Genomic DNA, 23708 nt, shown 5'->3' with positions numbered 1-23708 from the left:
GCATGCTGACGGCTCGGGAAGCACGGCTTTCATTTCCGGGATCATCGAACGCCAAACCCGTCGCAGCGATCTTTGGATTCGCCTATTTCGCCAGGTCATCCCCTCTCCTGAACATCCCACTCAGGGCCGTTCTTGAGACGGCGGGGCTCCATCTACACTGTAGACATGAACTACAGTGTAGATGTGGTGGAAGCGTCCGGAGCGCGGTTGCATGTCGAGCGGACCGGCGACGGACCCCCGCTCCTACTGATCTCCGGAGGCGGCGGCGACGCCGGTATGTACGCGGACGTGATCCCGCTCCTGGCCCGGAGCTTCACCGTGATCGCCTACGACCGGCGCGGCAACTCGCGCAGCGCCTTCACCGATCCCGGTGCCTCGATCACGGTTGCCCGGCAGGCTGGCGACGCGGTCGCCGTCCTCGACCACTACGGCATGGAACGCGCCTATGTCTTCGGCAACAGCGGGGGCGCGATCATCGCCCTGGAGATGGTGATCGGACACTCGGACCGACTCCTGGGCGCGGTGGTGCACGAGCCGCCGCTGGTACAACTCCTCGCTCCCGACAGCCCCGAACGGCGCGAGATCGAACACATCGGCCGCCTTGCCCGAGACGGTCACCTGATGCGGGCTTACGCCGCTTTCGGCGCGATGACGCTACCGGACCCGCCGCGCGTGTTCCTGTCGCCATCCGGCCAAGCCACGATCGCCGCCGCCACTCACCTCATGCTCGCCGCCGACGGCCTGGTACGAAAGATCACCCGACGTACGCCGGACGTGATGACCCGCCAGCTCCGCAACGCCGAGCTGACCCTGCGCCGTGAACTGCCCGCGTTCTGCTTCGAGTACCAGCCGGACCTGACCGCGCTGGCCGCCACCACAGCGCCCTGGTGCCTGGCCACCGGCCGCGACAGTGTCGGCAAGCCGTACCACGCGCCCGCGCACCTGTTGTCTGAGCGCCTTGGCGTACCCTGCCAGGAGTTCCCCGGCGGCCACGTCCCGTTCATGCGGCACCCGCACGAGTTCACCCCGACGCTCACGAAGATCCTGGAGGGCTTCCAGCCATGACGGCCGACCCCAGCCCACCGGTCAGATTTCCAGAGCCGCCCACCCGGCCCACCCTCACCCGCGAATACCTCGCCGCCGCCGCGCTCGCCCTGATCGACGCCCATGGCCTGCGTAAATTCTCCATGCGCAAGCTCGGCACCGCCGTCGGCTTCGACCCGATGGCCGTCTACCGTCACTACGACGACCAGGAGGACCTTTTCGATGGCGTCGCCGAGACGCTGTTCACCGAGGTCAATGTCGACACTCTGCCCTGGGACGGCCCCTGGCGGGAACTGGCCCAGAACTACTGCCTGCGCCTGCGCGACACACTCCTGCGCCACCCCCAGGCTGTGCCACTGTTCGCCACCCGCCCGGTACGCTCACCAGCCTCCATCGACACCGGCGTGAAGATGCTCACCAAGCTCAGCGACGCCGACATCCCTCCGGCGCAGGGCTTGCGCATCATCCGCTGCCTGCGAGAGTTCACCATCGGCCACACCCTCGCCATCGCCGTGACCAAGCTCGGCGCCGACCAGCGCAGTCGCAAACCCGAGCCCGGCAGCCCCGACTACAACCTGCTCGCCGAAGCCGCCGACGCCACCACCCTCGACGACCACTTCGAGACGGGGCTCACCGCGATCCTGAGTGGCTTCGAACAGTCCGCCCGCATGCGCTGAGGCGTCTCGTCAGCGGCATCGATTGCGGCCCGGGAACCTGCTCCTCGCCGCCGTCTTCCTCTTGGTGCCGGCGCTGCGCGTCTCGTACGCCATGGCGCTGCCGGCGGTCGCGGCCTGCGGCGTGTTCTCCTTCACCGTCACGACGCCGCAGCAGCACCTGATCATGGGGTACGCCCCGGCGGGCACGCAGCCGATGGTCGCCTCGCTGAATCAGTCAGCGCTGTATCTGGCGGTCTCGTTGTCCGGCGCGGCCGGCGGGATCGTGCTCGACGCCGCCGGCGCCGTGCTTCTCGCGCCGCTGGCGGCCGTGTTCGTCGTGGCCGCGGCCGGCCTCACCTGGTGGTACGGCCGAATGGACGCACGCGGGTGGGCTCCGGCAGTGAGGCGCCGTTGACATTATGCAGGCAAATACCTGCATAATGGAGGCGTGAGCCTCGAAGCGAGAGCGATGGACTCGGTCTTCAAAGCGCTGGCCGACCCCACCCGACGACTCCTGCTCGACCGTCTGCGCGAGCACAACGGCCAGACGCTGAGCGAGCTGTGCGACCGCCTGAACATGGCGCGCCAGTCAGCGACACAGCATCTCGACATCCTCGAGCGGGCCAACCTCGTCACCGTCGTACGACGCGGACGGGAGCGGCTGCACTACCTCAACCCGACACCGATCCATGAGATCGAGGAGCGCTGGATCTCGGGGTTCGACAAGCCCCGCCTGCAAGCGATCAGTGCCATCAAGAACCAGGCAGAGGAGTACGCCATGACCGAAGTACCCACCTATGTCTATGTCACCTACATCCGCGCGAGCGCCGAGCAGGTGTGGCGAGCCCTGACGGACGCGGACCTGACGGCGCAATACTGGGGCCACGCCAACGTTTCGGACTGGCAGCCGGGCTCGACCTGGGAGCACCGGCGCGCCGACGGATCAGGCGTCATCGATGTCGTCGGCCGAGTGATCAAGGCCGAACCCCCGACGCGCCTGGTCATCACCTTCGACGACGCCCCTGACACCGAAGCGCCGAGAGAGCCGTCGGTCGTCACCTTTCTCGTCGAACCCCACCAGGAGATCGTCCGCCTCACCGTGACCCACGAGAATCTCCCCAATCAGGAGATGCTCACCGGCATCTCGGACGGCTGGCCGGCCGTGCTGGCGAACCTCAAGTCGCTGCTGGAGACCGGCGAGGTCCTTCCGCAGGCGCCATGGGACATGAACAGCGCGCACGCCTGAGGCCGAAGCCGCAAAGGTGATGGTTGAGTCTGAAACGTGCCAGTGTCAGCGGCTTCATGACTGCTTGGGTGGGTGTCCCAGTCCACGTGCACCTGCCTGAACGGGAACCATGTCAACCACCACCCTGGCCCCGCCACGCCCGCCTCTCATCACCTGGCTCGCGGTCACCTCACTCATGCTGGGCATCTTCGCCATCGTCACCAGCGAAATCCTGCCCATCGGCCTGCTGACCGCCATCGGCGCCGACTTCGGCATCTCCGACGGCACCACAGGGCTGACCATGACCCTGCCCGGCGTCGTCGCCGCGGTTGCCGCACCCGTTGTCACGCTGACCACCGCGCGCCTGGACCGCCGGGTGATGCTGTGCGCCCTCATGGTGGTGCTCGCCGTGGCCGACGTGCTGGCCGCCGTGGCGACCTCCTACTGGGTGATGCTGATCTCCAGAGTGCTCGTCGGCCTCACCATCGGCGGCTTCTGGTCCATCGGGGCGGGGCTGGCCGGCCGTCTGGTGCCGCCGCACGCCGTCGGCTCCGCCACCGCGGTGATCTTCTCCGCCGTTCCGCTGGGCTCCGTGCTCGGCGTACCGGCCGGAACCTTCATCGGCGACCTCGCCGGCTGGCGAACCGCGTTCCTGGTCCTGGCCGCGCTGGCCATCCTGGTCCTGGTCGCCCTGGTGATGCTGCTGCCGCCGCTGCCCGCCCACCAGGTCACCAGCCCGCGCGTCCTGCTCGACCTGCTACGCGCCCGGGGCGCCGGAATCGCCCTGCTGGCCACCTTCCTCATCGTCTTGGCCCACTTCGGCACCTACACCTACGTCACGCCGTTCCTCCAGAACGTCACCGGCCTGTCTCCCGTGGCGGTCAGCGCCGTCCTGCTGGCGTACGGCATCGCCGGAATCGCCGGTAATTTCCTGGCCGGCAAGGCCACCGCCACACATCTGCGAGCCGCCTTCGCCACCTGCGGCTGCCTGATCGCGGCCACCACCCTGCTGCTGCCCTCGGTCGGCGGCACAACCGTCGGCGCCGTGGTGCTGCTCGTGGTCTGGGGACTGGCCTACGGAGGCGTGCCCGTCTGCTCGCAGGCCTCGTTCATCGCCGCCGCCCCGCACACGCCCGAAGCCGCCACGGTCGTCTTCACCTCCTCCTTCCAGGCGACGTTCGCCCTCGGCGCGTTCCTCGGCGGCCGCGTCGTCGACGCCTTCTCTGTCTCCACCGCGATGATCTGCGGCGGGCTGACCGCTCTCCTGATGGCGGTATCCCTGTACTCCAAAACCCCCTGAGTGTGGCGGCCGCGTGGAGATACGGGGCAGGTAGCGTGCAAACGGGCGTATGGGTGAGGTCCCGCGCCTACCGTCGCAGGTATGCAGGCCGTCGATGTACTGGTCGTAGGTGCGGGTCTGGCCGGGCTGCGCACAGCCCGTTCGCTCGCCCGGCGGGAACTGAAGGTGCTGGTGGTCGACCGCCGCAGGTCGCTGTCAACGGGCATCCGTACGACAGGGATCTTCGTACGGCGTACCCTCGACGACTTCGACCTGCCGGACCATCTGCTCGGGCCCGGTATCCGGGACGTGCTGCTGTATCCGCCGTCGCGGCGGGCACCGATCCAGCTCACCAGTGACCGCGACGAGTACCGCGTGGCCGACATGGCGGGCATCTACGAGCACGCGCGCCGCGCGGCGGAGTCGGCCGGGGCGCGGGTCCTCCTGGGCGTACGGTATGTCGGCGCATCGAGGGGTTTTGTGCGGTTCGCAGATGCGGACCCGGTGACGACTCGGTTCATCATCGGCGCGGACGGCGCCCGCTCCCGGGTGGCCCGTGATCTCGGCCTCGACGTCAACCGGCGCTCCCTGCTCGGTGCCGAGCTCGTCCACCCGATCGCTCCTGGCACGGCCGCCCCGGCGTTCCACTGCGTGCTGGATCCCCGGGTGGCTCCGGGGTACCTGGGGTGGGTCATCGACGACGGTCAGCACGCGCATGTCGGCGTGGCGGGATATCCGGCCGCGATGCGCACCGGCATCCGCCACCTGCTGGACACTTTCGCCGCGGACGCGCCCGGCCGTGCGGTGCCGACCGGTCCGGTCGAGCGTCGAGGCGGGCCGATTCCGGTCGGTGGTGTGCTGCGACGGTTGGCGTGCCCGGCCGGGCTGCTGGTCGGAGACGCGGCGGGCGCGGTGTCGCCGCTGACGGCCGGCGGGTTGGACCCCTGCTTACGCATGTCCGAATGGGCAGCGTCGGTCGCGGCCGGGTATCTGCGTACCGGCGATCAAAGCATCTTGAGCCGGTACGACGGGGCTGCCTTGCGGACCCGGTTCCGAGGTCGCCTGTTGCTGCGCCGCGTGTTCGCCGGTATCCGATCTCCCGCCGCGGCGGAGGCGGTGGTGACCCTGCTACGTGGTCGTGCCGGGCGTGCTCTGGCGGCGCGCGTTCTGTTCGGAGACGGCTCGTTTCTCGATGTCAGCCCACCGCTCGCGGTGGGTGGCAGCCGATGGCCCGGAGTTCGCTGATCGCCTCCTGCTCCCGGCCGGGCAGCAGACGCAGGGTGCAGGCGCGCTCGAATCGGGCGTCGATCGAGGTCCACTGTTCGATCGCCGCCGTCAGCGCGTCACGATCGCCGTACAAGATCGCGCGAGTACGGGCCAGGGCGGCGGCCGCCCAGGCGTTCTGCTCCGCGTACGGCAGAGCGGCGGCAAGCCGTTCGGCGGCGTCCGGCAGGCCCGCGACGACGGCCAGCTCGGCACCGGCGGCGCGGGCGTAGGCCTCGTACCAGCGGACGGCGAAGGGGGCGAAGGCGCGCTCGACCAGCGTGGCGGCCCGGTCGTGGGCGCCGGTGTGCAGGGCGACCCTGGCCTCGACGAAGGCGGCGAACGGAGCCAGGACCTGTGAGGAGGCCGCGTCCGCCACCTCGGCCATCTCCAGCGCGCGCGAGCGCCACAGGTCGAACTCGCCGCTGCCCGCCAGCCCATGGGCCAGCGCCACGGCGGAGACCGCGGTCGACATCCAGGCGCTGCGCGGGCTGCCCGCCTGATGCCAGGCCGCCCACATGGCGGGCGCCTGCTGGAAGACCTCCGGGAAACGACCGCTCAGGGCGAGCGGTCTGATGGTCTTGGGGATGGACAGGTAGGGGTGTTCGCCGATGGGGTCTTCGCGGTGCGCGCGGTCGGCGACGGCGAGCGCGGCCGGCAGGTCGCCGACACACAGCTCGGCACGCGCCGCCGAGTGGAAGGTGTCGACGATCTCGGCCGCCGCGGACGGCTCGTGCCTCGGCAGGCGCTCGATGAGCGTGAGCCGCTCCTGGCAGATCCGCTGGACGGTGCGTAACCGGCCGGCCCGCGCGTACGCCCGGGTCAGCACGTCCAGCGCCCCCAGGAGGACGATGGTGTCGCCGCACTCGCGAGCGGCGTTGACGGCGGAGCCGGCGAGCTCCAGGCCGCCCTGATCCCAGGCCCGCGCGGTCGCCACGAGCGCCGCGGTGCGCGAGTCGGCGGGGTCGGCGCTCGCCTGGTCGAGCAGCGCCGACACGGACATCGAGTCGCGATCGTCCGCGCGCCGGTAGCGGTGGGCGACCACGAGGGCGGAGGCGAGCGTGGCCGCGCGCAAGCCGTCGTGTTCGGCGGCCCGCATCAGCAGACGGAAAGCCAGTGGGCCGTCGGCGATCGAGACGGCCGTGGCGGCCGCGCGCAGGAGGTCCTGGTGGCTGTCCGCGGCATCGCCGGCCCGGTCGGCGGCGGCCAGGTAGTGGCCGATCGCTTCGCGGTGGAAGTGCCGCGCGAACGTCAGGTGCGCCAGCGACCTGGCCAGCTGATGCGCCTGCCGGTCAGGTACGGCGGCCGTGTCGGCGAGCGTTGCCCGCAGATCATCGGCGACCAGATCGAACTGCGGCTGCCAACCGCCGTCGAGTCGTGATTCCAGCGTCGCCGCGGTGTCCGCCGCCCAGCGCAGCCGGAGCCGGAGCGTCTCTTCCCTCTCGCCGCGGTCTTCGAGCTGGTCGGCGGCGAAGGCTCTGATGGTCTCCAGCAACCGCCAGCAGCCGCCGCCCGCCGCTCCGATCAGGCTCTTGTCCGTCAGCCGGCCTATGACGTCGGCTATCGCGCTGGGCGGCGTGTCCGGCATGACCGCTGTGGCCGCCGCCAGGTTGAACCCGCCCGTGAACACCGCCAGACGGCGCAGCAGCGCGCGTTCCTCATCGTCGAGCAGGTCGTAGCTCCAGCCGATGACCATACGCAGCGAGCGATGCCGTGCCGGCCTGCCCCGCGCGCCGGACAGCAGCCGCAACCGGTCCTGCAGCCCCACGCGCAGGGCGTCGATTCCGAGTGCGGGTACGCGTGAGGCGGCCAGCTCGATCGCCAACGGCAATCCGTCGAGCCGGGCGCACACCTCGGCGATCGCGGCGGGCTCGGCGGCGAACGTCGGGTCGATGGCGTGCGCCCGATCGAGGAACAGCGCCGCCGCCTCTTCCGCCAGCGGCGGCACCGTGATGACCCGCTCGCCGGCGAGACCCGGCCGCTCCCTGCTTGCCATCAAGATGCCCGCCTGGGGGCAGGCCGAGCGCAGTCTTTCGACCAGCTCGCTGACCTCGTCCAGCAGGTGCTCGCAATTGTCGAGAACCAGCAGCGATCGTCCCAGCGCGACCCGCTCGGTGACCGCCTGCTCCAGCGGCTGAGGCGGACGTTCGGCCAGGCCCAGCGCGTCGGCCACGGCGCGCAGGACGTACCCCTCACCGATCGGGGCGAGATCGACGAACGCCCCGCCGGCGGGGAACGACGTCGAGGCCGCCTGCGCCACCACGGCGCCCAGCCGCGTCTTGCCGACGCCGCCGGGCCCCACCAGGCAGACCGGCGCGGCGTGGGCCAGCGCGGCCAGTGCCTCCTGCCGTTCCTGACGGCGTCCGATGAAGGAGGTGTGACTGACCGGGATGCCCTCGATGTGCCCCGGCTTGACCGAGGGCGATGGCTGATGCCGGTTCATGGCCGCCAGGGCGGCGCGGCTGCCCACGCCGTACTTGCGCAGCAGCGAGGAGACGTGGCTTTCCACGGTGCGCACCGAGACCCGCAGCCGGTGGGCGATCTGCGCGTTCGTCAGATGCTCGACCACCCCCGCCAGCACCTCGGCCTCGCGGGGCGAGACCTCTCGCGGCTTGTCCGGCAACATGCGGCCATTGTGGCCTCGGTGGCCCTTCCGTAGCGAATCAGTGCCGGCCTCGTAGTGGTCCGGTGATCTCCACGGATGTCCCGGCATGGTCGGGCAGGCCAAGGTTGCCGGTGTCTGGACGACAGCGCCTTGACACTCGAGAGGCTCCCATGATCAAGCACGCCACCTTCGTGGCCGAGCACGTCTATGATCTTCCACCGGTCGAGGTGTTCTCGGCCTGGGCCGACCCGGCCGTCAAGGCGCGCTGGTCCAGCGGTCCCGCCGACTGGAGTCCGCGGCTCGACGTGGACTTCCGGGTCGGTGGGCTGGAGCGGTATCACAGCACCCCGGTGGGCGGCCCCGCGCACACGATCGAGGCACGTTATCTCGACATCGTGCCGAGCAAACGCATCGTCTACAGCTACGACGTGCTGCTCGACCAGGTACGCAGCCTGGTCTCCCTGGCCACGGTGGAGTTCGTCCGGGATGGACCGGGCACCAGGCTCGTCCAAACCGAGCAGGTCGCCTTCTTCACCGCCGAGGAGACCGCCCCGTTCGAGCAGCACATGAGGGACGTACTGAAGTCCCTGGCTGAGGAGCTGAGATGAAGTACCTGCTGAGCACGCGGATGAATCCCATGATGGCTCTGACCGTCCTGGCGCTGCCCACGCTGCTCGTGGCCATCGACATCTCCGTGATGGGCGCTGCCCTGCCGTCCATAGCGCGTGACCTGCGGCCCAGCGCCGCCGAACTGCTGTGGATCACCGACAGCTACAACTTCCTGGTGGCCGGATCCATGCTCGCCATGGGCGCCGTCGGCGACCGGATCGGCCGCCGGAAGATGATCCTCATCTGCGCGGCGATCTTCGCGCTGGCCTCCGCCGTCGGCGCCTTCGCCACCACCGCGCCGCTGGTCATCCTCGCCCGGGCCGTCATGGGGGTGGCCGGGTCGGCCATCATGCCCGCGTCGATGTCGCTCATCGGGGTGCTGTTCACCGAGGAGAAGTCGCGTGTGCAGGCGATGGGCGCGTACATGACGGTGTTCCTCAGCGGCATGGCCGTGGCACCGTTCGTCGGCGGGGTGCTGCTCGCCCACTTCTGGTGGGGCTCGGTGTTCTTGATCAGCGTGCCGGTCATGGCGGTCACCATGGCCATCGCGCCATGGGTGCTGCCCGAGACCCGCTCCGACCAGGCGCCGCGCATCGACCTGCTCAGTACGCTGCAAAGCCTGGGGGCCGTCCTCGCGATCGTCTACGCGCTCAAGGCCTGGGTCAACGACGGCGCCGACGCCTCGGCCTGGCTCACCCTCGTGGTCGGCATCGTCCTGACCGTACTGTTCGTCCGGCGGCAACGGCGGCTGGACGATCCGCTGCTCGACCTGGCCCTGATCCGGACCCCGGCGGTCGGCCGTACGCTGGCCGCCCTGTTCCTCACCGCGCTGATCATGGGCGGCAGCTCCCTGTTCTTCAACCTCTACCTGCAAGACGTGCAGGGCCTGACCCCGCTCGACGCCGCCTGGTGGACGCTTCCGCAGATCATCCTCATGATCGCCGCCTCCAACCTGGGCCCCTGGCTCCATCGCGTCCTCGGCCACCGCATGATCGTGGGGCCGATGCTGCTGATCACGATGCTCGGCTTCGTCCTGTACGCCGTCCTGCCCGTCACCTGGATCGGCCGTCCCCTGGCGGCGGCCGGAGCCGCACTGGCCGCCTTCGGTATCGGAGCCGCCTTCCCGCTGCTCATGGACCGCGTCATCAGCGCCACCCCACCCCAGCGCGCCGGCGCGGGCGCGGCGCTGGCCCAGGTCAGCAACGAGCTCGGCATCGCGGTCGGCCTCACGGTCCTGGGCTCCCTGGGCACCGTCGTCTACCGCGCCCGGCTGAACCTGCCGGACTCGCCGGCCGCCGTCAGCATCGTTGACGGCATCGCCGACGCTCACGGAGACCCGCAGCTCCTGCAAGCCGTACGGACCGCCTTCACCGACGCCTACAACATCGTCGGCCTCGTCGGCGTGGCCGTGACCGCCCTGGCATTCCTCCTCACCGCCCACCCCCACCGAAGGAGCCTTCCATGAGGAAGATCGTCGCAGAGTTGTTCTCGTCGCTGGACGGCGTCGTCGCCTCGCCGGACCAGTGGCACGGCCCGTACCACAGCGAGGAGATGGAGCAGGACATCCAGGCCGGGCTGGCGGCGGCGGACACCATGCTGCTGGGCCGGCACACCTACCAGGAGCACGCCGGCTTCTGGCCGGGGGCGAGCGGCGGCCTGGCGGACCTGATGAACGGCATCCACAAGATCGTCTTCTCCACCACGTTGCCCGCGGCCGAGTGGTGCAACTCCACGCTGGTCACCGAGGGTGATATCGCCGAGGAGGTCGCGCGGCTCAAGCGGCAGGACGGCAAGGACATCGTGGTCACCGGAAGCATCACCCTGGTCCAGACCTTGCTGCGGGCCGGCCTGCTCGACGAGCTGCGACTGCTGATCGACCCGGTCGTCGTGCGCGAGGGCCGGAAGCTGTTCGAGGACGGGGGTGAGCGGCTGCCTTGTACGCTCATCGCCTCGCGTGTCCACAAGAGCGGCACCATCTCCGTCACGTACACGTTCACGCCCTGATGTCCTGACGTCCTGGCGGGCAGCGCCGTGCCCCGTTTGTGATCCGGCTCCGGCATCATCGCTGACCATGAAGAAGATGATCACTGCTCTGGCGGCCTGCGCTGCCCTATCGGCCGCCTTATCGGCGGTTGCCGCCCCCGCTCAGGCGGCGACCAAGGACCCCGTCAGCGCGCTGAAGGCCCAGCTCGTACCCGGGCACGGCGTGCGCTTCACCGAAACGGTCGCCTGGTCGAACGGCACGGAGGAGAGCGAGATCCAGGACCGCAAGGGCGTCTTCCAGTTCGACAAGAAGGGCGTCGCCGCGTTCGACATCAACATCCACTGGGACGACGACACCTACGGGCGGCAAAGGGCCGTCGGCGTCGGCAACATCACGTACCACACCGGCGGGGTCATGCCCATGGTGCTCCCGGAGGGCAAGACCTGGTACAAGGTCAAGAGTTACGGAGTGCCCGACTCCTACGGTCAGATTCTCAACCCGGCCGAGCCCAAGACCTTGGCCGCACTGATCAAGCACGGCAAGTCGACGAAGAACTCCATCACCGGCACGATCACCTTCAAGGACCTCAAGCAGGCCTCGGCCTGGTGGGCGGGCGCGAAGGCGCCCAGCTCGTTCGACAGCACGAAGGTCTCCTACACCCTCACGCTCACCTCGGGGGGCCTGGTGAGCAGGGTGCAGAGCAAGTTCACGGCTACGGAGGCCGGGCGACAGGCCATGATCGCCGTGGACAGCCGCTACAGCGGGTGGGGTGCGAAGGTGTCGGTCAAGGCGCCGGATCCCGCCAAGGTGACCACCGACTTCCGCTGACCCCACTCGCTCGCTTCAAGCTCAGACTCAGCGTCCTGGGAACCCGGCGCAGTGCTCGGCGATCTCGTCGCTGGTCGTCAGCCATACGTCGGGGCGATTGGCGATGTACTCAAGCGCCTGATCGAGGTACTTCGCCCGGAACGCCTGGCCGATGACGAACGGGTGCAGCACCAGCGCCATGACGCGCCCGCTCTCCGCGGATTCGGCACAGAGCTGGTCGACCTGGTCCTTGACCATCTGGACGAAGTCGGCGCCGCTCCTGCCGTGCATGGTGAAGATGCCCAGGTCGTTGAGTTCGAGTGAGTACGGCACGCTCAGCATTCCCGGGACGTTCAGCCGGTACGGCTGGTCGTCGTTGGTCCAGTCCAGCACATACCTCAGGCCGAGCTCGGCGAGCAGGGACGGCGTCTGGAACGTCTCGGTGAGCGCGGGACCCAGCCAGCCGCGCGGCCGCCGTCCCGTGGCCTTCTCGATGGTGTCGACGACCTCGGTCAGGTAGGCGCGCTCGTCGTCGACGTCGGCCTGGAGGGTGGAGTTGTTCTTGCCGTGGGCGAGCCACGCCCAGCCGCGGGCGTTGCCCGCCTCGACGATCTGGGGGTAGTGCTCGCACACGTCGGCGTTGAGCAGCACACTCGCCCGGATGGCGTGCCGGTCGAGTACCTCCATGACGCGCCAGATCGCCACCCGCGGTCCGTAGTCGCGCCAGCCGTAGTTGAGCGGATCCGGTACGAGGGTCGCGGTCGCCTCGTTGATGCTGGTGGAGGGGCGGTCGATCATGAAGTGCTCGACGTTCAGGCCCACGTAGAAGGCGAGGCCGTCGCTTCACCGCCATCGCCGACCCGGCCGACCGGCTCACGGTCACCCGTCACGATGGCGGGGTGACCGTCGCTTGGGAGGGTCCGTACCGCGACTACCCCGAATACGCGATGATCGCGGAGTTCGTGCCGTACATGCTGCTCATGCTGGCCGGCTCAGGGGCCGGTCGGCGGCTCACGCCGGTGTGGGTGGGGCTGCCGCGCCGCCCGCCGACCGCGCCCGAACGCCTGGCCGCGCTGTACGACACCAGGCGCGTCGAGTACGAGGCCGCCCACCCGTCGATCACGTTCGCCGAGGCCGACATCGACGCGCCCCTGCCACGCGCCGACCCCGCCCTCGCCGCGATCCTGGACAACCACGCGCAGCTGTCCACCGCGGCCGCCCGTCCGGTGCGGGGCTGGCTCGACCGTTTCCACGCCGCGCTCGAGTCCGCGGTCGCCGACGGCCCGCCGGGCCTTGACCAAGTGGCCCGGCGACTGGCCATGAGCCCCCGTACGCTCCAGCGCCGCCTGCGCGACGAGGGCAGCAGTTGGCGAGAGGAGCTGGAGAAGCTGCGCCAGCGACGGGTGGACCGCCTGCTGCGGGAAACCACGCTCAGCGTGGAGTCCATCGCCACGCGGGTCGGCTTCACCGACCCCCGGGCCCTGCGGCGAGCCATCCACCGCTGGTACGGCCACGGACCGGCCGCCATCCGCGCGAGTGGCCCAATGTGAGCGCCGGTCCGGCGCGGCGGCGGCTGACGGGTGGCCGGCGAGGAAGGCGGTCTTCGACCTCAAGCCCCAGGTAGCCCACGACGATCCCTTCTGCCGGTGATGAGGAAGACCGCCAGCGCGGCCAGGCAGAGGAAGGCGGCGGCCGACAGGCTCGCCACGGTGAACCCGTGCACGGTCGCCTCGGCGACGGCGGTGGGATGGGCCGCCAGGTAGCCGGCCGTGGCCGTACCGGCGATGGTGCTGAGCAGCGCGGTGCCAAGAGAGGCGCCCATCTGCTGGGCGGTCATGACGGCGGCGCCGGCGACGGAGGTGTCGGCGCCCGCGTTGAGGGTGGCGGTGCTGTTGGCGGTGATCAGCACCCAGCCGGTGCCCAGGCCGACCAGGAAGAGCACCGGCAGGACATGAAGCCAATAGCCGCTGTCCTGCCGCAGCAGGCCGAGCAGGCCCAGCGCGAGCGCCAGGGTCAGCAGCCCGGGGGTCAGCAGTGCGCGCAGCGGGGCACGGGGCACCAGCCGGCCGACCGTCCGCGCGCCGAGCATTAGGCCCGCAGTGAGGGGGAGGAAGGCCAGTCCGGCGCGTACGGGCGGGTAGCCGAGCACGGTCTGCAGGTAGAAGGTGAGGAAGAACAGCGCGGCGAACATCCCCACCGCCAGGCTGAGCACGGCCAGGTAGGAGCCGCCGCGGTGGCGGTCGAGGATCACGCGCAGCGGCAGCAGCGGATGGTTGACCCGGTGCTGGACCCACGCGAAGACGGCCAGCAGCAGAACTCCCGTGATCAGCGGGCCGAAGGTGAGGGCCGCGCCCCAGCCGTCGGTCTCGGCCCGCGAGAAGCCGTACACCAGCGCCATCAGGCCGCCGGTGGCCAGCAGGGCGCCCACCACGTCCACTCGGGGTCTGGATCCGGCCGGCGTGGAGCGGACCGCGTAGAGCACGCCCGTGCCGGCCGCCAGAGCGATGGGGATGTTCACGTACATGCACCAGCGCCAGTCCAGGTACTCGGTCAGAACCCCGCCCAGGAGTACGCCCAGGCCGGAAGAACTGCCCATCACCGTCCCGTACACGCCGAAGGCCCTGCCCCGCTCGGCGGGCAGCGGGAAGGAGGCGGCCATGGTGCCGAGGACGGCAGGCGTCAGCAGGGCACCGAAGGCGCCTTGCAGGCCCCGGGCGGCCAGCAGCGTCGCCGGCCCGGTGGCCGCGCCGCCCAGGGCGGAGGCCAGGGCGAAGCCGGCCAGCCCGATCAGCAGGCTGCGGCGGCGGCCGAACAGGTCCGACAGCCGGCCGCCCAGGAGCAGCAGGCCGCCGTAGCACAGGGCGTAGACGGTGATCACCCACTGGCGGGTGGGGTCGGACATGGACAGTGATCGCTGCGCGGAGGGCAGCGCGATGTTCACGATCATCAGGTCGATCCCGACCATGAGCTGGGCCGTGGCGACCGTGGCCAGTGCCCACCAGCGGCGCGGGTCGGGAAGCGGGGGATCGGAGGGGTGCCGGGCGGAGCCGACTGTCGTGGTCATGGCATACCTCGAAACTAGTTGGCCAACCCAACGTTGGCCCGGCCAACGGTAGCACCATAATCGTGGGGCGAGCCAACGGTAGACTCGGTCCATGGAGTCGGCACCCGCCCGCCTGCGCGGCAAGCCCAGCTGGTTGATCAGTAAGACCTCGCTGCACGCGCAGCGACTCATCGGCGAGGTGCTGACGCCCGTCGACGCCCGTGGCTACCACTTCGCGATCCTGGCCGCCCTGGAGGAGTTCGGACCCGCCAGCCAGATCGCCCTCGGCCAGCGCTGCGGCATCGACCGCAGCGACACCCACGCCACCGTGAACGAGCTCGCGGACCAGGGGCTGGTCGAGCGCGCGCCCGACCAGGCCGACCGGCGCCGCAACATCATCACCCTGACCCCGGCCGGGCGGCGGCGGCTGGAGGAGCTCGACTCGATCCTGGCCGGGGTTCAGGAAGAGCTGCTGCGGCCGCTGTCAGAAGCCGAGCGCACGCAGCTGCTGGAGCTGCTGAGACGGGTATTCGATCACGTGGTCAGACGGTAGCCGGGAGACATGACCGCGTCAGCCGTCGACAAGTACCGGGTTGCGAGGCGGGCCGTCGGCGAGAAGGGTGGCCAGCAGGTGCGGTAGCCCGGCGGGTCGCAGGAGGTCGGTGGTCTCGGTCAGTTCTTGCGCCGTCCACCAGCGGTGGCCGGTGATGCTCGTCCTTTCGAAGTCCTCCATCCGGGTGGTGTCGATCTCGAAGACGGGGACGCGGGCCAGGTAGTAGCGCTGCCGTACCTCGTAGGTGACGCCGTCTCGATCGACGGTCCAGGGGCGTCCTCTCCACACCTCCGGGCCCAGGGTCGCGCCCGTCAGCCCGGTCTCCTCGTACAGCTCGCGCAGTGCCGCGTCCTGATGCGTCTCGCCCGGTTGGAGCCCGCCGCCGGGGGTGTACCAGCGAAGGGTGCCGTCGAGCCGGTTGCGGCTGGAGAACAGCAGGAGCCGATCGGCGGCGTCGATGAGCACGACTCGGGCGCTGGGACGCGCGATCAAGCGGCCCGTCCCATCCTCCGTACGAGCGCGGGGTGCAACCTGATCTCCTTCGGGTCTCGGGCGGAGGCGGTCAGCCGAAGCCGTTGGGGCAGAGGAAGGCTCTGATGGCACTCGGCGCGCTCTTGAGGAGCGCCGACTCATTCTCCAGCGAGCAGAAGTCGCTGCCGATCTCGGCGTTGACGAATCGGGTCGCGTTCCGCTTCGCGATCAGGTCGATGCCGCCGACGCTCGGGGAGTCGAGTTCGGCCGCCACCCAGTAGCCCACGCATCGCTTGCGGGCGACCCTGGCGTCCTGCGGCAGGCCGCCGTTCAGCGTGGCGGCCTGCCGGAGGATCGAGCTCGCGGACGCGCACGGCACGGCGGTGGCCGAGCGGCGTGTGGTGGGGGACGCGCTCGCCTTCTCCGTTGTGGCGGGCGTTTCCTCAGGGGTCTCCGTCTCCTCAGGGGTCTCCCTCGTGCTGGTCGTCTCCTCGGGAGTCGGGGTCGGGGTCTCCGTCGTCTCCTCGGGGGTCGGGGTCGCGCTCGTGTCCGGCGTCAGGTTCTCCGCGGGCGTGGACGAGGGAGGGTCGCTCAGGCTCCGGAGTGCCGCCGGTATCCCCTCCGAGCCCACCCAGACCAGCGCGCCGATGGCCACGACCGTCGCCAGGACGGCGGCGGCCGGCCACAACGGCACGCGATTGGCAGGCGGTGATACCGGCGGCGGCATGACGACCGTGCCCGACCTGGGTGGGGGCGGCATGGGGATCGTGCCTGCCGTGAGTGGGGTCGTGCCCGATTTGAGTGCGGTGACCTGGGCGAGCAGCTCGTCCGCGGTGGGCCGGGCCGTCCTGTCCTTGGCGAGCGCGCTTCGTACCAGGTCCCGAACCTGTGTGGGTACCCCGGACAGGTCGGGATCGACGCTCATGACGCGGTAGGCGAGGACGTCGGGGGCTCCGGTGCCGAACGGCGGGCGCCCCGTCGAGGCGTACGCCATCAGCGCGCCCCAGGCGAAGACGTCGGCGGCGGCGTCCGCCTCGTCGCCCCGGTACTGCTCAGGGCTGATCCAGCCGGGCGTACCGATCAGCGCGCCGGTGCCCGTGAGGCCGCTCTCGTCGAGGGCTCGGGCGATGCCGAAGTCGAGGACCTTCGCGCCGGAGTCGGAGAGGATCACGTTCCCGGGTTTGAGGTCGCGGTGCACGATGCCGGCACCGTGGATGTCGGTGAGCGCCTCGGCGATGTCCACGCCGAACGAGAGCAGTTCGTCCGGCGGCAGTGGCGCGTTGTCCTGTACGTACGTACTGATCGTCGGGCCGGGGACGAACTCGGTGGCCAGCCAGGGAGGCATCGCGGCGGTGTCGGAGGCCATCACCGAGACCGTGCAGCGCCCGCGCACCCGGGACAGGAGATCGACCTCGCGGACGAAGCGGGCGAGGAACTGCGGATCAGCGGCTAATCCCGGATGGATGACCTTGACCGCGACCCGGGCGCCGTCGTCCGCGACCCCCGCGTAGACCACGCCCATGCCGCCGGCGCCCATCCGGCCCACGATCCGGTACGGACCGATCGCTTCGCGCTCGTCCTTCACCAGAGGGCCGAAGCCGCCGGGGTCACTCATCGAGGCTCCGCTCGCCGGATCATCGCAACGGCAATGATCCTAATGACAGGTGCCCGGGTGTGTGCGCTCGCCCTCGGAGCGTGATCGTCGGCAGGGTGACCGCGAGCGGAGTCGGCGTCCGTCTAGATCAATTCCGGGTAATGTGCCGGACATGCGGCGATTGATCACATCCCGCGGGCTATGGCTCGCGCTTTTGGCGGCCATTGCGGCAGCGACGATCGTGGTGATCGCGCGCTCTCGACGGCGCCCGGTCCAGCGGGAGGAGGTGGCTTCCGATATCTCTTCGATTCCGGTCCGGCGCGAGAATGCGCAGTGGCCGCCGGCTCCGATCCTCGGCACTCCCACCGCTGAGGATCTCCAGCGCTATGGCGCCGAAAAGCCGTCCCTCTTCGACCGCCCCGAGTTCACCAAGTTCTTCGAACGCGGCGAGCCAAGGGAGCCGCTGGACGATGCCACCCGCCGCCGCCTGACTCGTTGGGCCGTTGCCGGACTCGCGATTCTCATGCTGGCTCTCGGTACTCAAGTCCTTGAATCCGCGGTCTTCTCCGAGCCCTCATCTGACGTGCGGTGGGGGCCATGCCTTGAGAACACCTCGGACAGCGGTACGGCCTGCACGTTCGCCGGAAACGAGGAGGAGTACGGTCCGGACGCCGATTACGTGTCCCAGCAGTCGGCGGAGAGTGAGGAAACGCAGGCCCGTCCCGACGCGGACTGCCGGCCCGTGGGCACCGAACCGCGCGTACGGAAAATCGACGCGAAGGTTGAGCGGGCGGTGGACCGGCAGTGGCAGCGCATCGAGGACTGGCTGAAGACCAACGCTCCCCGGAGTTATCGCACACTCGGCAAGAACGGAGACGCGAAAACCATCGCGGCCGCGGAGGCGTATATGGGAATACGTTTCCCAGACGATCTGCGGGCCTCACTCCTGCGGCATGACGGGGCCGTCTACCTCAAGGACACCTGGGCCTTCGGCCTCCTGGGCAACTCGTACTCGAGCGTCCAGGAAATGCGTGTCACGTGGCGACGGTTGTGCGACATCGACGGTGAGGAGGAAAGTGACGGGGAATTCTCCGATCCACGATCGGAATGGTGGGACGGACGAATGATCCCCGTCGGCGCCGACGGAATGGGCGACCACCTGGTGATCGACTCGGCGCGGAAGGACATCGGCGAAACCGATCATGAGGGCTCCATGGGCTTCACGCCGGGAGGCGTCCGGATCCGCTCCTTCTACGCCCTGCTGAAGACCACCGCAGACGCCATGGAGAAGGGCGGCTCCATCGGCTACTGGAAGCCGAAGGTGGTCGACGGTGAGCTCGACTGGGACGTCCTCTGAGCGCCTGAGGCGAGCAATGCGCCCGGTGCGGGCATGATCGGTAGAGTCGCGCACTATGGGTGTTCTCGTCGATTACTTCACGGTGGACTCCGAGCAGTCCGCCCGGCTGGCCCTGTCCGGTGGGCCGGCGGCGTTGAATCTGCCGTACGTCGACTGCAAAGGCTGGCTCGACGACCTCGACACGCTGGCCGCCGAGCTGAGCGGACGTGACCTCAGCGAGTTCGGCGACAGCAAGGCCGTCATCGACGACGGTGAGTCGGCGGGCGTTGAACTGGCGGCGCCCGAGACCACCGCCGCGCTCGCCGCCGTGGACGACGCGCGGCTGCGCGAGTACGCCGAGGAGGAACTGCTCGACGAGTTCGAGGTCGAACGCATCACCGGCCTGCGGGACCTGGCTCGCGAGGCGGTACGGCTCAACCAGGGGATATATCGCTGGTCGTGCCTCTGAGCGCCTCGAACAACTCCTCGCGGAGCGCGGGCGGCAGTTTCCGGCCCAGCTCCGAAGGGCTCACCAGCCGGTGGTCGTCGTTGTACTCGAGAGCCCTCTCCGCGAGGAACTCCAAGCTGAAGCGGGCCTTCTCCCGGTGACGTGGGTCCGGCCAGCGCTCCACCACAGGCAGCGCCGCCTCCACCCGCGCGCTGACCCGGTCGAGGAGCGCGTAGCCGGGCAGGCCGGGAAAGCGCTGGGCCCGCAGGTCGATGTGCCGGAAGGCGACACCGTCGAGCTCCGCGCCGGTGAAGTCGTTGCCGGTGAAGTCATTGCGGTCCCTGCCCAGCGCCGCCTGGTCGTGGGTCGGACGGCCCCAGAAGTTGACATCCCGCACGCGGCCGAGGAAGACGCAGTCGACGAATTCGGCTTCGGACGTGGACGTCTGGTCCCTCAGCCGGGACCCGTCGAACACGCATCTCTCGAACCGGACGTTACCGAAGAAGGTGAGCGGCGCGAATCGGGTGCGGCGGAACACACAGTCGCGGAAGACCGACTGCGGCCAACTGACGCGGCGGTTCCACGACCCGCGCACGCCGGTGGCCCCCATCGACAGGTTTTCGAAGGTGGTGCCGGAGAAGTCGCAGCTTTCGAACCGGCTGCCGTGGGCGCTGAAGGAGACGAAGTGAATCCCGGAGAAGTCCACGCCCACCATCAGCGTCTTGTCGAAGGTCACACTGGACACTCCGGCAGGAAGGTCGAAACGCTGCTCACGTAGTGTTCCGCGGGCGCGCCACGCGGGCTGCCACTTGTCCGGGCTCGGCTGGAGGCTGAACCGCTCGGACGCGCTCATGTCGGCCGCCGGCGTTCTGGGAGCTCGTGATCACGCATGCGCGGAGTCTCGCAGCCCGATCCGACAAAACAGCCTGCGGAGCCGGTACAAAGGGACGGCGCACCGAGTCGGAATATTTCCGCAAATGGCCAGGCTGACCGGGGCATGATTCTTGTGACCGGTGCCACCGGCAACGTCGGACGGCAGGTTATCGCCCAGCTTGTGTCCTCCGGCGTCCCTGTGCGGGCGCTTGTGAGAGATGGTCAGCAGTCTCGGCTCCCTGAGGGGGTTGAGGCGGTCGAAGGTGACCTGTCCAGGCCGGGCACCCTGAAGAGGGCGCTGGTGGAGGTCGAGACGGTGTTCCTGATCTGGCCCTTCCTCGCCACGGACGGGGCCTCCGCCGTGCTCGACGTGGTCGAAGGCCATGCCCGCCGCGTCGTCTACCTCTCCTCGTCAGGGGTGAACGACGAGGCCGAGCGGCAGAGCGACCCGATCAACCAGCTCCACGCCGACATGGAGCGCCTGATCGAGGAGTCCGGCCCGCAGTGGACGATCCTGCGGGCGAACACCATCGCTTCCAACACTCGTGGGTGGGCCGAGCAGATCCGTGGCGCGGGTGTCGTGCGTGGTCCTGACATCGCCGCCACCGCGGTGATCGATCCGCGCGACATCGCCGCCGTGGCGGTACGTGTGCTGGTCGAGGACGGCCATGCCGGCATGACGTACGTGCTGACCGGCCCGCAGGTGGTGAGCAGGACCGAGCAGGTACACGCCATCGGGGAGGCGATCGGCCGCCCGTTGCGTTTCGAGAAGGTGCCCGTAGAACTCGCCCGGCAGCAGATGCTCGCGGACGGCAGGCCGCCGGCCCTGGTAGAGGCCCTGCTGGCCAGCGCAGAAACGCGACCTCACTCAGCATTGATCACCTCCACCGTGGAAGAGGTCACCGGAACTCCGGCGCGTACGTTCCGAGACTGGGCCTTCGACCACGCCGACGACTTTCGCTGAGCGAGCGAGCGGGCTGGGCTGGGCTGCCGTCCGGACCATAGGGACGCCTTAAGGATTCCGTAAACGGGTCGCGCCACGCTGAAGGCAGATGAAGACGGCGGGACCGGACGGACCCGCCCAGCCCTCAAAGGAGTGAGACAAATGGCGAGCAGGCTGGTCGTTTCGACGTTCGTGTCGTTGGACGGTGTCATGCAGGGCCCCGGCGGTGCCGGCGAGGACGATTCTCACGGCTTCCAGCACGGCGGATGGCTGCCCCCGCACGTGGACGAGGGGTTCGGCCGCATCATGAACGACCAGCTCGAGCGGGCGGACGGGATGCTGCTGGGCCGCAGGTCGTATGAGATCCTCGCCTCGTACTGGCCCAACGTGCCGGACGAGGAGGGCGGCGCCAAGATCAACAGCATGCCCAAGTACGTCACCACCAGGGCACCGATGACCGCCGAGTGGCGCAACACCCAGGTCTTGGTGGGCGAGGCCGCCCAGACGGTCGCCGAGCTCAAGCGGAGCACCGACGGCGAGATCCTCGTGCAGGGCAGCAGCGACCTGATGCGTACGCTGCAAGAGGCCGAACTGGTCGACGAGTATCGGCTGCTGATCTTCCCCGTCGTCCTCGGCCAGGGCAAACGGCTCTTCGCCGAAGGCACCGCGCCCGCTGGGCTGAAGGTCACCGGGTCGACCACCACCGACGCCGGCGTCATCTACGTCACCTACGAGTGGGCGGGCAAGCCCTCCTACGGATCGGTCGCATAGTAGGAGTCAGATCTCCCTCGTCACATGCTGTGCTGTGATTTTTCCGGAAAGTATCCTTTTCGCGCCCGCGTGGTGATACAAAACCCCCAATTTGGTCTTCCACGTGGGCGCCGGGATGCGACCGCTCTCACAGAAGCAGCGGACCGAGTGAGAGGTCGTGCATCACCTTGATGCCTGGCGCGTGGCCCCCATCGACCCCTGAACCACTGGCGTCGGTATCCGTAGAACCGCTGCTCACCAGGGACTACGACGCGGATCCCGCGCTCGTCCATGACCGCCTGCGCGCCAAGTACGGGCCGGTCGCGCCGGTGGACCTGCTCGGGGTGCCGGTGTGGCTGGTCCTCGGGTACGCCGAAGTGCTGCGGGTCATGAAGAACGAGGGCGACATCTGGAGCAAGCGCCTGGACAACTGGCGGGCGAGGGCGGAAGGCGCGTTGCCACCGGACTGGCCCGTGCTTCCCGCGTTCGAGCTCAACAGCGTGGCCTTCCAGGACGGGATGACGCTGCACCGGCTCCGCGACACGTGGACCTCGGCGCTCGCCCCCTTCCAGGACCGCGGTCACCCTCAGGCGCAGCTGCTGGAAGACGCGATCAGGCGATATGCCGACGACCTCATCAGTTTGCTGGCCGAAGGCGAATCCCGTACCGGATGGGCGGATCTGTCCGCACAGTACGCGCGACCGCTCCCGTTGATGGTCGCCAACCGGCTCTTCGGCTTCGAGACCGCGCGTGGCGATGACGTGGTCATGGACACCTGGCGGGTGCTGGACGCCGGTCCCGAGGCGGCCGCGGCCTCGCAGCGGTTGTTCGCCGCGATGATGGAGCTGTCCAGCGCCAAGATGAGCCGCCCCGGGAACGACCTGCCTTCCTACATGCTCGCGGCCAATTCCGACTTCACCGTCGAAGGGCTGTCCCGGGAGCTCCTCATGCTGCCGGGGGTCGTCGGCGACATGACCGGGGGCCTGATCTGCAACACGATCCTCGAGGTGATGACCAATCCGGAGGTGCGGTCGGGCCTGTCCGCGGGGACGATCGAGGAGACCGTGAACCGGGTCGCGCTGGCCAACCCGCCGATGGCCAACCTCACGTTCCGGTTCCCGACGGCGGATGTGCGGCTGGGGCGCTTCGCCATCTCCGCGGGCGATCCCGTCATGTTGTCCGTCGCCGGAGCTCACAGCGATCCGTTGTTCGGCAGCGCGATCGACCGGGAGGCCATCCGCAGCACCCGCGCCCACCTGGCATGGGGCGCGGGGCCGCATGCCTGCCTCGCGCGACTGCTGGCCACCCGCATCACCACGATCGCCGTGGAGCGGCTGTTCGATCGCCTCGACAGGCTGCGGCTCGCGCTGCCCGCCGACCAGCTCCCGTGGCGCTCCTCTCCCTTCATGCGGGCGCTGCGGTCCCTGCCGGTCGATTACGAACTCGCCCAGGCTCCGGCGAACACCGAACCGCCAGTGGCGGCAGACGCGGTCACCGTGGAAGCGGAGCCGCCCCGCTCCGCGCTGTGGCGTTTCCTGCGCGGGCTGCGTGGATCACGGAAATGGTCCCCATTAGGGTAGGCGGCGCACTCCCGTAGTCGATCATGTGGCGTAGGAAGGCGGCCCATGCCCCGGTGGCGTTACCTGCGATGGTGGCTGGCGGCGCTGGCGGCCTGCGTCTTGAGCTTCCTGACCCTGTGGCTGCCGATGTTCTTCAAGGCCGACGCGGCGATCGGCTGTACCAGCTACGGCCCTCTTCCGCTCGGCCTGGCGGAGGTGTGGTCCGAGCTCGAATCAATGTGGCTCCATCTCCGTGAGCCCGTGGCGTACTCGTTCGGGGGGAGTCTGGCCCTGAACGGTCTGCCGACGCTCAGCGTCCTGCTGGCGACCGTGGCCTCCGCGTGGGCGGGGCGGCGGCTCGGCGCGGTAGTGGGTGTGCTGGCCGCCCTGGTCGTGGCGGTGGTCGCGCTGGACTGGGCGTTCATGGCGATCTCGTATGTCATGATGCTCGGCTGCGCGGGCTGGGCGGGGAGGCTGCCGTGGTTGGTCTGGCGCCTGCTGCCGATGCTCGGATACGGGAGCGCGGTCGTCATGCTGGTCGCGGGCATGCGGGTCCGGCGGCGCGCGGAGCGGGTTCTCTAGCCGCACGGGAAGCGTGCAAATCGCTGTAAAAAGCGAACTATTGACTATATCTGTACGAAGTGCATATGGCGCTCCTTGTGCGGC

General features: G+C 69.4%; 24 protein-coding genes. 18 read left to right on the top strand and 6 right to left on the bottom strand.

The genetic code is table 11. The annotated features are described in order from the left end of the window. Positions 1-165: 165 nt before the first annotated feature. The 6 genes from ACGFJ2_RS35415 (at position 166) to ACGFJ2_RS35390 (ending at position 5449) form a co-directional block, all read left to right on the top strand. Positions 166-1065 (top strand): alpha/beta fold hydrolase, encoded by a 900-nt coding sequence (locus tag ACGFJ2_RS35415; RefSeq protein WP_393475709.1) that lies wholly within the window; start codon positions 166-168, stop codon positions 1063-1065. After that, positions 1062-1721: a TetR/AcrR family transcriptional regulator gene (locus ACGFJ2_RS35410; RefSeq protein WP_393475706.1), complete on the top strand. Its 660-nt coding sequence runs from the start codon at positions 1062-1064 to the stop codon at positions 1719-1721. Before ACGFJ2_RS35415 ends, ACGFJ2_RS35410 begins: the two co-directional genes overlap by 4 nt. Before the next feature lie 22 nt (positions 1722-1743). Next, positions 1744-2115 carry a hypothetical protein gene (locus ACGFJ2_RS35405; RefSeq protein ID WP_393475703.1) on the top strand — a complete coding sequence of 124 codons (372 nt, stop codon included), beginning with the start codon at positions 1744-1746 and terminating at the stop codon, positions 2113-2115. A gap of 33 nt (positions 2116-2148) precedes the next feature. Beyond that, a complete protein-coding gene (locus tag ACGFJ2_RS35400; protein WP_393475700.1) occupies positions 2149-2946 on the top strand; it encodes an ArsR/SmtB family transcription factor in 798 nt (265 codons plus the stop codon). 109 nt (positions 2947-3055) lie between these two features. Beyond that, positions 3056-4225, top strand: a complete 1170-nt coding sequence (locus tag ACGFJ2_RS35395; protein ID WP_393475697.1) for an MFS transporter — start codon at positions 3056-3058, stop codon at positions 4223-4225. 81 nt (positions 4226-4306) lie between these two features. Continuing rightward, positions 4307-5449, top strand: coding sequence for an NAD(P)/FAD-dependent oxidoreductase (locus tag ACGFJ2_RS35390; protein WP_393475694.1), 1143 nt, complete (start codon positions 4307-4309; stop codon positions 5447-5449). Here ACGFJ2_RS35390 and ACGFJ2_RS35385 read toward each other — a convergent pair. Beyond that, complete coding sequence (locus ACGFJ2_RS35385; protein WP_393475691.1) at positions 5400-8093, bottom strand: ATP-binding protein; 2694 nt, start codon at positions 8091-8093, stop codon at positions 5400-5402. The genes ACGFJ2_RS35390 and ACGFJ2_RS35385 overlap by 50 nt on opposite strands. Before the next feature lie 149 nt (positions 8094-8242). Between ACGFJ2_RS35385 and ACGFJ2_RS35380 the strand changes: the two genes are divergently transcribed. The 4 genes from ACGFJ2_RS35380 (at position 8243) to ACGFJ2_RS35365 (ending at position 11493) form a co-directional block, all read left to right on the top strand. Then, a complete protein-coding gene (locus ACGFJ2_RS35380) occupies positions 8243-8680 on the top strand; it encodes an SRPBCC domain-containing protein (protein ID WP_393475688.1) in 438 nt (145 codons plus the stop codon). Beyond that, entirely contained in the window at positions 8677-10146 is a 1470-nt protein-coding gene (locus ACGFJ2_RS35375) for an MFS transporter (protein WP_393475685.1), read from the top strand. The genes ACGFJ2_RS35380 and ACGFJ2_RS35375 overlap by 4 nt, the downstream gene beginning before the upstream one ends. After that, positions 10143-10685, top strand: coding sequence for a dihydrofolate reductase family protein (locus ACGFJ2_RS35370; protein ID WP_393475682.1), 543 nt, complete (start codon positions 10143-10145; stop codon positions 10683-10685). The genes ACGFJ2_RS35375 and ACGFJ2_RS35370 overlap by 4 nt, the downstream gene beginning before the upstream one ends. 67 nt (positions 10686-10752) lie before the next feature. Then, positions 10753-11493 (top strand): hypothetical protein, encoded by a 741-nt coding sequence (locus tag ACGFJ2_RS35365; RefSeq protein WP_393475680.1) that lies wholly within the window; start codon positions 10753-10755, stop codon positions 11491-11493. 27 nt (positions 11494-11520) lie between these two features. On the opposite strand, the gene ACGFJ2_RS35360 is transcribed toward ACGFJ2_RS35365, so the two are convergent. Further along, the gene (locus ACGFJ2_RS35360) at positions 11521-12270 is read right to left on the bottom strand and encodes a polysaccharide deacetylase family protein (protein WP_393475677.1); all 750 of its coding nucleotides are present in this window, start codon (positions 12268-12270) and stop codon (positions 11521-11523) included. Between the two features lie 53 nt (positions 12271-12323). Between ACGFJ2_RS35360 and ACGFJ2_RS35355 the strand changes: the two genes are divergently transcribed. Then, the gene (locus ACGFJ2_RS35355; RefSeq protein ID WP_393476305.1) at positions 12324-13022 is read left to right on the top strand and encodes a helix-turn-helix domain-containing protein; all 699 of its coding nucleotides are present in this window, start codon (positions 12324-12326) and stop codon (positions 13020-13022) included. Positions 13023-13081: 59 nt separating this feature from the next. Here ACGFJ2_RS35355 and ACGFJ2_RS35350 read toward each other — a convergent pair whose 3' ends face one another. Next, the gene (locus ACGFJ2_RS35350) at positions 13082-14536 is read right to left on the bottom strand and encodes an MFS transporter (RefSeq protein ID WP_393475674.1); all 1455 of its coding nucleotides are present in this window, start codon (positions 14534-14536) and stop codon (positions 13082-13084) included. A gap of 91 nt (positions 14537-14627) precedes the next feature. On the opposite strand from ACGFJ2_RS35350, the gene ACGFJ2_RS35345 reads away from it, so the two are divergent. After that, entirely contained in the window at positions 14628-15068 is a 441-nt protein-coding gene (locus ACGFJ2_RS35345; protein WP_358179136.1) for a MarR family winged helix-turn-helix transcriptional regulator, read from the top strand. Between the two features lie 18 nt (positions 15069-15086). Here ACGFJ2_RS35345 and ACGFJ2_RS35340 read toward each other — a convergent pair whose 3' ends face one another. Next, complete coding sequence (locus ACGFJ2_RS35340; RefSeq protein ID WP_393475671.1) at positions 15087-15560, bottom strand: NUDIX hydrolase; 474 nt, start codon at positions 15558-15560, stop codon at positions 15087-15089. Positions 15561-15630: 70 nt separating this feature from the next. Next, positions 15631-17154 carry a serine/threonine-protein kinase gene (locus ACGFJ2_RS35335; protein WP_393475668.1) on the bottom strand — a complete coding sequence of 508 codons (1524 nt, stop codon included), beginning with the start codon at positions 17152-17154 and terminating at the stop codon, positions 15631-15633. A 151-nt stretch (positions 17155-17305) separates the two neighbouring features. On the opposite strand from ACGFJ2_RS35335, the gene ACGFJ2_RS35330 reads away from it, so the two are divergent. Continuing rightward, a complete protein-coding gene (locus tag ACGFJ2_RS35330; RefSeq protein WP_393475665.1) occupies positions 17306-18490 on the top strand; it encodes an SMI1/KNR4 family protein in 1185 nt (394 codons plus the stop codon). Between the two features lie 55 nt (positions 18491-18545). Then, positions 18546-18938, top strand: a complete 393-nt coding sequence (locus tag ACGFJ2_RS35325; protein ID WP_358179142.1) for a hypothetical protein — start codon at positions 18546-18548, stop codon at positions 18936-18938. On the opposite strand, the gene ACGFJ2_RS35320 is transcribed toward ACGFJ2_RS35325, so the two are convergent. Beyond that, positions 18904-19770, bottom strand: coding sequence for a pentapeptide repeat-containing protein (locus tag ACGFJ2_RS35320; RefSeq protein WP_393475661.1), 867 nt, complete (start codon positions 19768-19770; stop codon positions 18904-18906). The two genes, ACGFJ2_RS35325 and ACGFJ2_RS35320, sit on opposite strands and share 35 nt — an antisense overlap. Before the next feature lie 36 nt (positions 19771-19806). On the opposite strand from ACGFJ2_RS35320, the gene ACGFJ2_RS35315 reads away from it, so the two are divergent. The 4 genes from ACGFJ2_RS35315 to ACGFJ2_RS35300 all read left to right on the top strand — a co-directional run bounded on the left by ACGFJ2_RS35315 (position 19807) and on the right by ACGFJ2_RS35300 (position 23624). Continuing rightward, positions 19807-20754: an NAD(P)H-binding protein gene (locus tag ACGFJ2_RS35315; RefSeq protein ID WP_393475658.1), complete on the top strand. Its 948-nt coding sequence runs from the start codon at positions 19807-19809 to the stop codon at positions 20752-20754. Between the two features lie 141 nt (positions 20755-20895). After that, positions 20896-21504: a dihydrofolate reductase family protein gene (locus ACGFJ2_RS35310; RefSeq protein WP_357943816.1), complete on the top strand. Its 609-nt coding sequence runs from the start codon at positions 20896-20898 to the stop codon at positions 21502-21504. Between the two features lie 170 nt (positions 21505-21674). Continuing rightward, positions 21675-23063 carry a cytochrome gene (locus tag ACGFJ2_RS35305; RefSeq protein ID WP_393475655.1) on the top strand — a complete coding sequence of 463 codons (1389 nt, stop codon included), beginning with the start codon at positions 21675-21677 and terminating at the stop codon, positions 23061-23063. Positions 23064-23108: 45 nt separating this feature from the next. Continuing rightward, complete coding sequence (locus ACGFJ2_RS35300) at positions 23109-23624, top strand: hypothetical protein (RefSeq protein ID WP_357943820.1); 516 nt, start codon at positions 23109-23111, stop codon at positions 23622-23624. Positions 23625-23708 lie beyond the last annotated feature (84 nt).

Source organism: Nonomuraea sp. NPDC049028 (assembly GCF_043197735.1).
Taxonomy (GTDB): Bacteria; Actinomycetota; Actinomycetes; order Streptosporangiales; family Streptosporangiaceae; genus Nonomuraea.
This window is presented reverse-complemented; position numbering and strand designations above follow the sequence as displayed.

Excerpts from the sequence above, each read along its gene's own strand:
- ACGFJ2_RS35415 (WP_393475709.1), top strand. The coding sequence starts at position 166 with ATGAACTACAGTGTAGATGTGGTGGAAGCGTCCGGAGCGCGGTTGCAT.
- ACGFJ2_RS35410 (WP_393475706.1), top strand. The coding sequence starts at position 1,062 with ATGACGGCCGACCCCAGCCCACCGGTCAGATTTCCAGAGCCGCCCACC.
- ACGFJ2_RS35395 (WP_393475697.1), top strand. The coding sequence starts at position 3,056 with ATGTCAACCACCACCCTGGCCCCGCCACGCCCGCCTCTCATCACCTGG.
- ACGFJ2_RS35390 (WP_393475694.1), top strand. The coding sequence starts at position 4,307 with ATGCAGGCCGTCGATGTACTGGTCGTAGGTGCGGGTCTGGCCGGGCTG.
- ACGFJ2_RS35385 (WP_393475691.1), bottom strand. The coding sequence starts at position 8,093 with ATGTTGCCGGACAAGCCGCGAGAGGTCTCGCCCCGCGAGGCCGAGGTG.
- ACGFJ2_RS35380 (WP_393475688.1), top strand. The coding sequence starts at position 8,243 with ATGATCAAGCACGCCACCTTCGTGGCCGAGCACGTCTATGATCTTCCA.
- ACGFJ2_RS35375 (WP_393475685.1), top strand. The coding sequence starts at position 8,677 with ATGAAGTACCTGCTGAGCACGCGGATGAATCCCATGATGGCTCTGACC.
- ACGFJ2_RS35370 (WP_393475682.1), top strand. The coding sequence starts at position 10,143 with ATGAGGAAGATCGTCGCAGAGTTGTTCTCGTCGCTGGACGGCGTCGTC.
- ACGFJ2_RS35365 (WP_393475680.1), top strand. The coding sequence starts at position 10,753 with ATGAAGAAGATGATCACTGCTCTGGCGGCCTGCGCTGCCCTATCGGCC.
- ACGFJ2_RS35360 (WP_393475677.1), bottom strand. The coding sequence starts at position 12,270 with ATGATCGACCGCCCCTCCACCAGCATCAACGAGGCGACCGCGACCCTC.
- ACGFJ2_RS35350 (WP_393475674.1), bottom strand. The coding sequence starts at position 14,536 with ATGACCACGACAGTCGGCTCCGCCCGGCACCCCTCCGATCCCCCGCTT.
- ACGFJ2_RS35345 (WP_358179136.1), top strand. The coding sequence starts at position 14,628 with ATGGAGTCGGCACCCGCCCGCCTGCGCGGCAAGCCCAGCTGGTTGATC.
- ACGFJ2_RS35335 (WP_393475668.1), bottom strand. The coding sequence starts at position 17,154 with ATGAGTGACCCCGGCGGCTTCGGCCCTCTGGTGAAGGACGAGCGCGAA.
- ACGFJ2_RS35330 (WP_393475665.1), top strand. The coding sequence starts at position 17,306 with ATGCGGCGATTGATCACATCCCGCGGGCTATGGCTCGCGCTTTTGGCG.
- ACGFJ2_RS35325 (WP_358179142.1), top strand. The coding sequence starts at position 18,546 with ATGGGTGTTCTCGTCGATTACTTCACGGTGGACTCCGAGCAGTCCGCC.
- ACGFJ2_RS35320 (WP_393475661.1), bottom strand. The coding sequence starts at position 19,770 with ATGAGCGCGTCCGAGCGGTTCAGCCTCCAGCCGAGCCCGGACAAGTGG.
- ACGFJ2_RS35315 (WP_393475658.1), top strand. The coding sequence starts at position 19,807 with ATGCGCGGAGTCTCGCAGCCCGATCCGACAAAACAGCCTGCGGAGCCG.
- ACGFJ2_RS35310 (WP_357943816.1), top strand. The coding sequence starts at position 20,896 with ATGGCGAGCAGGCTGGTCGTTTCGACGTTCGTGTCGTTGGACGGTGTC.
- ACGFJ2_RS35305 (WP_393475655.1), top strand. The coding sequence starts at position 21,675 with ATGCCTGGCGCGTGGCCCCCATCGACCCCTGAACCACTGGCGTCGGTA.
- ACGFJ2_RS35300 (WP_357943820.1), top strand. The coding sequence starts at position 23,109 with ATGCCCCGGTGGCGTTACCTGCGATGGTGGCTGGCGGCGCTGGCGGCC.